10 protein-coding genes are annotated in these 11633 nt (G+C 47.0%); 8 read left to right on the forward strand and 2 right to left on the reverse strand.

What is annotated here, in order from left to right; genetic code table 11:
* Positions 1-37: 37 nt before the first annotated feature.
* The gene (locus tag TES5_RS15185) at positions 38-220 is read left to right on the forward strand and encodes a hypothetical protein (protein WP_157080400.1); all 183 of its coding nucleotides are present in this window, start codon (positions 38-40) and stop codon (positions 218-220) included.
* A 253-nt stretch (positions 221-473) separates the two neighbouring features.
* Here the strand turns inward: TES5_RS15185 and ftsH are convergent, their stop codons facing one another.
* Both ftsH and TES5_RS08060 read right to left on the reverse strand, forming a co-directional pair.
* Positions 474-2252: an ATP-dependent zinc metalloprotease FtsH gene (gene ftsH, locus TES5_RS08055; RefSeq protein WP_369813487.1), complete on the reverse strand. Its 1779-nt coding sequence runs from the start codon at positions 2250-2252 to the stop codon at positions 474-476.
* 106 nt (positions 2253-2358) lie between these two features.
* Positions 2359-2814: a MarR family winged helix-turn-helix transcriptional regulator gene (locus tag TES5_RS08060; RefSeq protein ID WP_068561355.1), complete on the reverse strand. Its 456-nt coding sequence runs from the start codon at positions 2812-2814 to the stop codon at positions 2359-2361.
* Between the two features lie 707 nt (positions 2815-3521).
* Between TES5_RS08060 and TES5_RS08070 the strand changes: the two genes are divergently transcribed.
* The 7 genes from TES5_RS08070 to TES5_RS08100 all read left to right on the forward strand — a co-directional run bounded on the left by TES5_RS08070 (position 3522) and on the right by TES5_RS08100 (position 11608).
* Positions 3522-4505 (forward strand): LacI family DNA-binding transcriptional regulator, encoded by a 984-nt coding sequence (locus TES5_RS08070; RefSeq protein WP_068561357.1) that lies wholly within the window; start codon positions 3522-3524, stop codon positions 4503-4505.
* A gap of 168 nt (positions 4506-4673) precedes the next feature.
* Positions 4674-5978 (forward strand): ABC transporter substrate-binding protein, encoded by a 1305-nt coding sequence (locus TES5_RS08075; RefSeq protein WP_068561358.1) that lies wholly within the window; start codon positions 4674-4676, stop codon positions 5976-5978.
* Between the two features lie 151 nt (positions 5979-6129).
* Entirely contained in the window at positions 6130-7020 is an 891-nt protein-coding gene (locus TES5_RS08080; protein ID WP_068561359.1) for a carbohydrate ABC transporter permease, read from the forward strand.
* On the forward strand, positions 7013-7855 hold the full coding sequence (locus TES5_RS08085; protein ID WP_068561360.1) for a carbohydrate ABC transporter permease: 843 nt from the start codon (positions 7013-7015) through the stop codon (positions 7853-7855). The genes TES5_RS08080 and TES5_RS08085 overlap by 8 nt, the downstream gene beginning before the upstream one ends.
* Complete coding sequence (locus TES5_RS08090; protein WP_068561361.1) at positions 7855-9321, forward strand: glycoside hydrolase family 32 protein; 1467 nt, start codon at positions 7855-7857, stop codon at positions 9319-9321. The genes TES5_RS08085 and TES5_RS08090 overlap by 1 nt, the downstream gene beginning before the upstream one ends.
* Positions 9322-9464: 143 nt before the next feature.
* Entirely contained in the window at positions 9465-9980 is a 516-nt protein-coding gene (locus TES5_RS08095; RefSeq protein WP_068561362.1) for a methylated-DNA--[protein]-cysteine S-methyltransferase, read from the forward strand.
* Between the two features lie 491 nt (positions 9981-10471).
* Positions 10472-11608, forward strand: coding sequence for a 2-methylaconitate cis-trans isomerase PrpF family protein (locus tag TES5_RS08100; RefSeq protein WP_068561404.1), 1137 nt, complete (start codon positions 10472-10474; stop codon positions 11606-11608).
* Positions 11609-11633 lie beyond the last annotated feature (25 nt).

Below are 11633 nucleotides of genomic sequence, written 5' to 3' on the forward strand. Positions count from 1 at the left end.
TTTTGCATGTTCATTTGGCGCTTATGGGTGCTTGATTGTGTTTTTCATATCTGGGTTCGTTCGGAGATGGCTTGGGTTGTCCGGGTTGTCCGATAACCGGGAAGAATCGGACAACGCGAGCAAGCATACGACATCCGCATCGCATTTGGTGCGCTACTTGTCGGATAACCGCACAGTATCCGACATCCGCATCGCATTTGGTGCAGTGCTTGTCGGATAACCGCAATGTATCCGACAACCTCACCGCATTTGGTGCACTGCTTGTCGGATTACTGCAAAGTATCCGACATCCGCATCGCATTAGGAGTCTTGCTTGTCCGATAACCGCAAAGAATCGGACAACGCGAGCATATCTCGAACATTTTCCGCCTCAAAAATAAGCAGTGTGGCTGTCTCGAACTGAGACAACCACACTGCTTTCTTTTGTTGACATATCGGCAGTTCTGATGAATCCGTGCCTCGTATGCGAGCTGTTATGCTTCCAATATCTTCATGAATTCCGCACCGGTAATGGTCTCTTCGATCAGCAGGTGGTGGGACAGTTCATGCAGTTTCTCTCTATTTTCGTTCAATATGGCAATGGCTTTCTCATGAGCCAGCTTGATGATGTCCAGCACTTCACGGTCGACCTGCTCGGCCATCCCGGCGGACACATTCATGGAAGTGTCGCCGCCCAAATATTTGTTCGTCTGGGTTTCAATCTGCATCATGTCGAACGTGTCGCTCATCCCGTAGCGCGTAATCATGGCGCGCGCCATTTTGGTCATCTGCTCGATATCATTCGAAGCGCCGGTCGTGATGCTGCCGAAGACGATCTCTTCGGCGGCGCGACCGCCTGCCAGCGTCACGATTTTGTTGAACAATTCTTGCTTCGTCATCAACGATTTTTCGCCTTCCTCGATCTGCATCGTGTAGCCCAAAGCACCGGAAGTACGCGGAATGATCGTGATCTTGTGGACCGGCGCAGATTCCGTCTGTTTGGCCGCTACCAGCGCATGGCCGATTTCATGGTAAGAGACGATTTCCTTTTCTTTCGGAGAAATGACCGCATTTTTGCGCTGGTACCCAGCAATGACAGTCTCAACAGACTCCTCCAGATCGCTTTGCGTAACGGCGCTGCGGCCTTCACGGACGGCGCGGAGACCGCCTTCGTTGATGATATTCGCCAACTCGGCGCCGGAAGCACCGGAAGTGGCGCGGGCGATCGTATTGTAATCAATATTTGGATCCATTTTGTAGTTCGTCGCATGCACCTTCAGGATCGCTTCACGTCCTGCCAAGTCCGGCAGTTCAACCGGTACGCGACGGTCAAAACGACCTGGGCGCAGTAGGGCAGCGTCAAGGGATTCCGGACGGTTGGTGGCGGCCAGGAGGATGATGCCTTTGTTGGCTTCAAATCCGTCCATTTCCGCCAGCAATTGGTTCAAGGTCTGCTCACGCTCATCGTTCCCCCCGCCGAAATTGCCGTTGTCGCGCTTTTTACCGATTGTGTCGATCTCATCGATGAAGACGATACAAGGGGCTTTTTCATTGGCTTCCTTGAACAGGTCGCGGACTTTCGCGGCGCCGCGTCCGACGAACATCTCGACGAATTCGGAGCCGGATATGCTGAAGAACGGCACATTGGCTTCGCCGGCGACAGCGCGGGCCAACAGGGTTTTACCCGTTCCGGGAGGTCCGACCAACAGGATGCCCTTCGGATTCTTGGCACCGATATCCTGGTATTTTTTCGGTTGATGCAGGTAGTCGACGACTTCGCTGAGCGCTTCTTTGGCTTCGTCCTGTCCGGCGACATCCTTGAATGTTTTCGAATCGTTGGCCTTCACATAGACTTTGGCATTTGACTTGCCGAAAGCCAACGCGCCACCGGCACCGCCGCCCATCCGTTTCGCCATCTGTTTCCCAAGCATGCTGCCCAATCCCCAGAACAGCAGGAGCGGTAAGACCCAAGAAACTAAGATCGAAAGGATCGGAGAGGCTTCAGTCGGAATGTCCTTGCTGAAGGTCACATCGGCTTCTTCCAAGCGGGTGACGAGTGTCGGGTCATCGATCAGACCGGTAATGTAAACTTGTTTGTCACCTGCATCATCAGTCGCGACGAAGGTGATTTGGTTTTCTTCCAGTTTCACTTCGGATACATCGCCCGTCGACACTTGATTCAGGAACGTGCTGTAGGTTACTTCCTCCACGCTTCGGTTCAGGTAGCTAGGTAATGCGAAATAGTTCAGGAACATCAGGACGCTCAATGCCATCAACAAGTAATAGGCTGTCCTTTTGCGATTGTCGGGGTTTTCGTTGTTCAGATTCACATTCCACTTGCGGTTGTTTTTGTTTTTATCATCTGCCATAAATGTTGAGTCAATCCTCTCTTTGTTGTTCGTTCATTTCTTGTATCAAAAGTTGCAGTTCCTTGATGCCGACTGCGATTTTTTCAAGCCGTTCCTCGGACACGCCTTCCATCAGCAAGCAGTATTTGCCTTCGATATCCTGCTCCATTTTCTGAAGGATCGCTTGGCCATTGTGTGTGAGTTTCAGCGTGATGAAACGTTCATCATCCGTGCGCCGTTCCCGCGTCAGGTAGCCTTGCTGTTCCATTTTTTTGCAGAGGGTGGAGACGTTGCCGTTGTTCATATCCATCACCTTCGCCAAACGGTTGAGTGACAGATTTTCACTCACATTCACTTCCATCAAAATCCGCAATTGCAGCGGGGTGATGGGATAGTCTTTAGCGACCGGGCACATGACCATATCTTTGGAAACTTGGATGGTCCGAATCAAATCCCAGATTTCTTTTTTCAAAAAATCAATTTTCATATTGAAATCCGCTCCTTTATCGGATAATAGTTGTGATATAAAACTATTTTAAATCAAAACTATTTTTCGTGCAAGCGGTTCAACTTAGTCTTAAACAATTCCTAAGAGATCCTTCCCGCTAGGAATGCTGTGAACCTACTATAAAGCGTGAGTGTGAAGAAATCGTGAAGATGCTTGAAAGTATTCCATAAGAAATGTTTTCGGCGTGCGCCGGTTGCTAGGGACAGCGACTGGAAGTGGCTTCAGCTCCGGCGAGGGGCCGCTGCACGGAGGAGCACTCAAAAAAATTGCCCCAGCTCCGGGGAGGACCGTTTCCCCGGAGGTGAGCACTCGGAATGCGGGGCGAACTCCGGCGAAGCCTGCGTTCCCCGGAGGAAAAGACAAAGCGACCGTGCACTGGGCGCACCTAGCCAATCCGAACACAAAGACGCACGCAAACAATTCAGCGGGATGTCCCCCGCGCGCTTGCGTGCGAAAAAACATTCATTTCCTCCCGTTGAGATCTAAAGGGGTATCAAATGTACCCGATAGAATCCACTCTTTTCTGTATAGGTTGGGATTGCCTGTGTTCACAACTCAAGTATACGGGGCCGTGAGGGAATGATAAATAGCTGACAGTTCTTTTAAATTTAATGAATATAGCTTATACTGGTAAAAAGATTCCATTCTTTTTACTAAATAATAATATTGAGAGAGGAGGATATCACATGAAGAAAGCGACGATTCATGATGTTGCAAAAAAAGCGGGCGTATCCGTCACAACCGTTTCGCGTGTATTGAATAACCGTGGATACATCAGTGATGAAATGAAAGAAAAAGTAATGACAGCCATAAAAGAATTGAACTACATACCGAATGAGATTGCGCGTTCGTTCTTTACGAATAAAACCAAATTTGTCGGCCTGATTGTGCCCACAACCAGTAATCCGTTTTTTGGAGAGCTTACCTTTCATATCGAAAAAAAACTGTCGACTAAGGGATATAAACTGTTCATTTGCAACAGTATTAATGACGTGGAAACCGAACGGGTCTATCTGCGGTTGCTTCAGGAAAAAAGAGTCGATGGTATTATAGTCGGTTCGCACAACGTGGATATTGAAGAATACGAGGGATACGGCATGAATATTGTGTCTATTGATCGTGAGTTGACCGCAAACATACCGATTGTTCAATGCGACAACTATGACGGAGGCAGACTGGCTACGGAAACTTTGATTGGTTCCGGATGTAAACGGATACTTTGTATTACAGGTGATGCGCGCGTAAAGACAACTGCACGGGCACGGGTCAGTGCCTACGAAGACCGAATGAGAGAAGCGGGCTTGGAACCGCAAATAATGGAAATTTCTTTTTCTTTATCAGAGAATGACAAAAAACGTGTCGTCATGGAAAACTTGTTCAGTGAGTCGCTACCGTTTGATGGTATTTTTGCAGGTGACGACGTCATGGCGAGTATTGTTTATCATGCCGCACTGAAGAAGGGATATAAAGTTCCGGAAGATTTGAAGATTGTCGGATTTGACGGGACCGAAATGATGCGGACTGTATTTCCGACACTCACGACCATCATTCAACCAATTGAACAAATAGCTGAAGCCGCGGTGGATTTATTGTTAGATAAGATTGGAGAAAAGAAGGCCGAAAACAAGATTGTACTTCCGATCGCTTTACACAAAGGAAGTACTGCGTAACCATCATAATCTCTATTGCGGTGTCAGTTGGACGCTAAATGAAAAACGCAAAAAGATTGTGATGCGTTTTTTTAAATATTCATGTTAACCGGTTGACATGTGGAACCGGTTAGCATATAATTTGTTTTGTAAACAAGAAACCGATTACAAAAAATGGAGGTACTGAAAATGGAAAGAATCAAGAGAAGTGCGTTGCTGTTATCAACAATGTTATTGGCTGCCGGGTGTGGGAATGGCGCAAGTGAGACTTCATCCGATGCGACGGGGTCTGCTGATGGGAAAGAAGTGACAATGTGGGTTCAATATTCTGAAGAATCGGCAGAAGGTCAGGTAATGGTCCAGTCCATCAAAGATTTCAATGAAACAAATGAAGACGGTATCACAGCCAAAGTCGAATACATTCCTAGGAGTGGTTCAGGCGGTGGCTATGAGGATAAAATCAATGCTGCACTGACGACGAATACGTTACCGGATGTCATCACACTGGATGGACCTAACACAGCAGCTTACGCAAACTCTAAAATCATTCAGCCATTGGATGGCTACATATCGGATATGGACGATTTCCTTCCAAGTATCATCCAACAAGGTACCTTCGATGATCAGATGTACTCTATCGGTTATTCCGAATCAGGCGTAGGTGTATTCTACAACAAGCAAATGTTGGAAGAAGCCGGTGTGGACTTAGCGACTTTGCCAACAGTGGACGACCCATGGACATGGGATGAGTTCAATGCGATGGCGGATACTTTAGTGGCTCATTATAACGGACCTGTGCTGGATGTCGGTTTCAATGACCGTTCAGAGTGGCTATTGTACGCCTTCACACCTTTCGTATGGTCAGCAGGCGGTGATTTGACGAACGAAGAAGGAACAAAGGCTGTAGGAGTTTTTGATTCCGAGGAAAATGTCAGCGCATTTGAGTTCATCCAAAACTTGATCGAATCCGGCTATTCGACCATCACACCGACTGAGGCCGGTTTCCAAACAGGGGAATATGCCTTGAAGCTAAGCGGCTCGTGGACAATGCAAGAACTGGATGCTGAATACCAAGACATCGAATACGGCATCATGCCTTATCCTGTATCACCGGAAACTGGAGAATTGGTGAGTCCGACCGGAAGCTGGGCATACGGTCTGACGTCGACTACCGATAATAAAGAAGCCGCTGCCGCGCTGATCGATTTCTTGGTGTCGGAGCAAGAATTGTATGATATGAGCATGGGGAATACGGTATTGCCGGCAAGACAATCTGTTGCGGACCGGATGATGGAAGAAGTTTCCGAACCGATGAAAGTACTGATTGAACAAAACAGCAAAACAGGCCGCGCACGCCCCGTATTGGTGAATTATCCGCAAGTCAGCAGAACTTTCCAGGATACAGTGACCGAGAGCACATATCATGAAGAGAATGCTGACATCAAAGCTTTGTTGGAATCCAAAGCCCTGGAAATCGAGAGCTACCTACAATAAGCAACGCAACATCTGCTGATTTAGTTATGGACTGTTCATAGGAAAATCCCTGAAGCAGGGGATTTTTCTATGAATCTTTTATAAAGAAAAACAAAAATGGGGGAGAAAACTGCTGTAACTTCAGGACATCCTTCAACAATGAGGTGAAAAGATGAAAAAGAAATTATGGTACAAAAATAATGATACGCTGACTGGTTACATGTTTTTGACGCCGGCACTACTGATACTCGGACTTTTTCTGTTTATCCCGACTATGATGACTTTATATTATTCACTGACTGATTACTATATGCTGACACCCGATTTGACGGCATTCATCGGATTGGACAATTTTAAGGAACTCCTCCAAGACAAGTTGTTTCTGAAAAGCATCGGAAATATCTTCAAGTTTGTTCTCTTCATTATGCCCATACAAGTAGGGACAGCACTATTTTTGGCTTTGCTGGTAAACAATAAGGCAAGGGGCACCATCTTCTACAAGATTGCTTTCTTCTCTCCGGTTGTTATGTCACTGGTTGTTGTCTCTGTGCTGTGGCTCTATCTATTGAATCCTGCAGATGGACTGATCAATGTGATATTTGAAGCGATTGGCTTTAATGCACAACCGTTGCTGACAAGTCCTAAACAAGCGATGTATGTCATCATTATGATTTCCGCTTGGCAAGGGGCCGGCTATCAGATGCTTATCTTTTTGGCGGGGCTGCAAAATATTCCGGCAGAAGTGTATGAAGCTTCGACCATCGACGGCGCGACAAAATGGGAGCAATTCAGAAATATTACGCTGCCGATGCTCAAACCCACTTCGTTGATGATATTGACGACAACGTTGATCGATGCCTTCAAGCTGATCATCCAGCCGATGGTCATGACTCAAGGGGGACCGTTGAATTCGACATTGACACCCGTTTACTACATCTATCGAACCGGTTTCACAGACCGTCAAGTAGGCTTTGCGAGCGCAGTGACGGTCATCTATGGTGGACTCATCATTCTGTTCACCATTGGCCAACGCAAATTGATTGGAAGTGCCGACTATGAATAAAAAAGCGAGCAAGATTCTCTATTACATCCTGATGACCCTATTGGCTGCCCTGTTCATGTTTCCGCTTGTTTGGATGATCAGTTCCTCTTTGAAACCAGAGGCTGTCATCTACAATGATTTGGATTCCATCAAAGCGCTGCTGCCATCGGGACATATCAGTGAATGGTTTTTCTCCTACAAAGAAATCTTCGGCCGATTTGATATCGTCCGCTACATGATGAACAGTGTCCTCTATGCGGGCAGCGTGACGATCGGTTCGATCGCCGTCAATTCACTAGCAGGATTCGCTTTCGCAAAGTTCGACTTCAAAGGCAAAAGAATCCTTTTCGGCTTGATGATTGCTTTGTTGGTCATCCCCGGAGAAACGATTATGATCTCGAAATTCGTGATTGCCCAAAAATTGGGTATTTTGAACAGCCAATTAGCTGTTATCCTGCCGCTGATGGCAAGCCCGTTGTTCATCTATATGTTCCAGAATTTTTTCAAGGCGATCCCTGAAGACGTACAGGAATCCGCAAAACTGGACGGGGCGAATCAATTCCAGATTTATTGGAAAGTGATGTTGCCGATGTCCAAACCCGCTATCGCGACGGTGGGAACGTTATCCTTCATCATGAGCTGGAATGATTACATTTGGCCATTGATGGTGCTGACCGATTCCACAAAATTCCCGCTGCAAGTAGCAATAACGAATATAAACAACACTCAGCCTGTCTACACCAATCAAGTCATGGCGATCCTGACGATTTCGACAATCCCATTGATCCTGATTTATGTATTCTTCCAAAAATATTTGGTGCAAGGTTTGAGCAGTTCCGGAACAGGAGTGAAATAATGACAGCATTCAGCATTGAACGAGCCAATCGATTTATCCAAGAAAAAGAGGGGATGGTGGACAAAACCTTTTACCCCGCATACCATTTTGCTGCACCAATCGGGTGGATCAACGACCCCAATGGTTTTTCCTACTATAAGGACCAGTACCATCTTTTCTATCAATACAATCCATACGATTCTGTCTGGGGTCCGATGCATTGGGGGCACGCAGTCAGTCCGGACGGCATCGAGTGGAACCATCTTCCGGTGGCTTTGGCGCCGGATCAGCCCTACGACAAGGGAGGCTGCTTCTCCGGGAGCGCAATTGAACATGAAGGAAAACTGTATCTGATGTACACTGGCCATCTTCCGGCTGAAGACGGAAGACCCTTGCGCCAAAACCAAAATATAGCCTACTCGGAAGATGGCATCCATTTCAAAAAATGTGCCAAAAACCCGGTGCTGGATGAAAAAGATGTCCCGGAAGGCTCATCTGTGGAAGATTTTCGAGATCCGAAGATGTTTAAGCATGAAGATTATTTTTATGCCGTCATCGGATCCCGGACAATCGACGACAAAGGACAAGTGTTGCTGTATCGTTCCGAAAACTTGTTGGACTGGGAATTTGTTTCCGTGGTTTTCCAGCACAATCCCTATTTAGGCACGATGGTCGAGTGTCCGGACTTCATGGAAGTGGACGGCAAAGCGGTGTTCATGCTGAGCGCCATGAACTATACGGATAAGGAGACGAATACTTTTTATCCGCACATCACTTGGTTCATCGAGGGTGAGATGGACTGGGATACGCATACCTTTGAGATGACTCATATCAAAGAACTGGACAAAGGCATGGATTTCTATGCGCCGCAATCCTTCAGCAAGGACGGGGACACAACGATGATCGCCTGGATGCAGGGGTGGCATAACACCATCGCTTCTGACACATTGAAGCACGGCTGGGCAGGACAGATGACGTTGCCGCGCACGCTCTTTTATGAAGATGGTATCCTGAAACAAAGCGTCATTCCAGCGTTTGAACAAGCGTTGCATACGATTCGGGAAGAAAAGCAACTAACAGTGGATGGCGAATGTATGCTGACTGAAAAGACTCCGAAATATGCAAGGATGCAGATTCATGTGGCCGACGTGACGGAGATGTTGCAGGTGCGATTAGGCGAAGAAACAAAGGAACATATCTTGTTGAATATTGACGGTGCAAACAGGGAACTTTCGTTGGACCGCGCTCAAACGGCTTATCCCATCAAGGATAGGGATGGCAAAGCCTTCGACAATACCCGCAGCCTATCGTTTGCCGACAAAAAGGAACTGCTCATTCAAATATACTATGACACGAGTTCAGTAGAAGTGATCATAAACAATGAAGAATCGCTGACGATGACATATTACGCGTCGCAGCCCTTGCAATATTGGTCCATCCTATCAGATGTGCCATGTGTGCTTCATAACTTTAAAATTGCGGAATGAAATGCGGCAGATTTGAAGAAATTGTCATCGTACTGTCTTTTCCGTAAATGCCTGTTCGCTGGAGCTTGCTCTGTCGAACAGGTCTATTTTTGTGTATAATTAAGATCAGGATCAGAGGACAGCTGACAAAAAAGGTGGTTATTATGAAAAAAGCCTATAAATGTATCCAAACGCCGCTCGGGCAATACTTGTTGGCTGAGAACGGCAAGGGAATCACGTTTCTGGAACATGTTGCATCGGAACTGGATCCGCGGATCGAAAAGGAAATCGCGGCCGGAGAAATGGTGGAGGCGGATACTCCCTTGTTGCTGGAAGGGGAGCGCCAATTGCAGCAGTACTTCAATGGTGAGCGGCAGGCGTTCGAGCTTCCCTTGGATGCAGCCGGTACGCCTTTCCAGTTGAAAGTCTGGGAAGCTTTGCGTCAGATCCCTTACGGCGAGACGCGCAGCTACAAGGATATCGCCATCGCAGTCGAAAATCCCAAAGGCGTCCGCGCCATCGGCATGGCCAACAACCGTAACCCGATTTCGATCATCACCCCTTGTCACCGCGTCATCGGCACGAGCGGCAAACTGGTGGGGTATGCTGGTGGGCTGCATCTGAAGGAATATTTGCTGAATCATGAGACAAAGGTTGCAATCGAGAACAGTTCGCTCTGAACGGATGTCGGAAATACAGGGAGCGGTGATTCTCAATTAGGGCATCTATTCTCAATAAGAGGAAAACGAATAGACTACGGTAGGGGCAAAGACATGACCCCGCTACAAGCAGTAAATTGAAATGAAAGCCGTCATACAATGGGCGATAAATTCAAAAAAGAGTCAGGAACAATAGGTTCCCGACTCTTTTTTACTTTGCGCGTATGCACATAATATCCAAACGGAGCTGGAGAGGGGCAACACGTGATCACGCAAAAAATCAGGTCTTCAGTACGGTTGATTGTATCCGTTATCATCATAAGTTAAAACTATGATTCGGATAAAAATGATTGATTGGATATTTGTTTAACCAGAATTTATACTTCAGATATCAAGTTGAGTAATGAGCAATCGATAGAACTGCAGTCTATAAAAACTCATTGCTAAAAGGATTCAATCGGATGATCACAGATCCGTGGATATTTGAAAACGCAAACATTTGGAGGGACGACATGCTAAAAGAACTACAATGCAGCATCTTTCGCGGCGGCACGAGCAAAGGTGCATTCGTAATGGAAAAAGATTTACCGGAAAATAAAGAGGAACGTGACCAGATCCTGTTAAAAATCATGGGTAGTCCTGATCAACGCCAAATTGATGGTTTGGGTGGGGCCGTCTCAACGACCAGCAAAGTCGCAATCATTTCAAAAGAAACAACCGAAGATTGGGATGTCAATTATACATTTGCGCAAGTTCAGATCGATAAACCTTTTGTCTCCTATGCAGGAAACTGCGGGAACATTTCATCAGCTGTCGGGGTTTTTGCTCTTGAGAATGGCCTAGTGGAAATTAGCGCGCCGATAACGACTGTCAGGGTATATAATACAAACACAAAGAAAATCATTCACGAACATATTCCTACGCCTAACGGAGAGATTACTTATGAAGGCGAATTCAGTATTTCAGGTGTTCCTGGAACAGGCTCGAAGATCGAACTCGAGTTTTTGAATCCGGAAGGTTCCTTCACCGGCAAGTTGTTGCCGACAGGACAAACCAAAGACACGTTGAAAATCGCTGATTACGGAGATGTCGAAGTATCGATCGTCGATGCGGCAAACCCGCTCGTGTATGTCAAAGCAGCCGCTATCGGTTTTGCAGGAACAGAGACGGCGGCCATGATCGATGCGGACCCGGCCAATCTGGTGCTGTTGGAAAAAATCAGAGGGGAAGCGGCCGTCAAAATGGGCTTGGCCGATAGTTGGGAAGAAGCCGCTACAGTCACACCGGGAGTACCAAAGATGACGATCGTGTCAGCAGCACGGGATTTCATTACGGACAGCGGCAAAGAAATAAACGCAGCTGAATACGACCTTTCCATCCGGATGATGAGCATGCAGAAAGCCCACAAAACCATCGCTTTGACGGGTGCTTTGTGCACAGCCGCAGCCTGCGCGATCCCGGGCACAATCCCGAATGAAGTATTGGGGAACGAAAATGTGAAGAACGAGCTCGTGCTTGGCCACAGCGACGGCCTCATTTCCGTAGCCATGAAGTACAAGAACGAAGATGGAAAAATCAAAATTGAATCCGTATCGAGCCACCGGACCGCGAGAAAAATCATGGTCGGTAAAGTCTTCTATAAAGGATAGAAATAACACAAAGAATAGGAAGTGT

The organism is Trichococcus sp. ES5, from assembly GCF_900067165.1.
Classification (GTDB): Bacteria; Bacillota; Bacilli; order Lactobacillales; family Aerococcaceae; genus Trichococcus; species Trichococcus flocculiformis.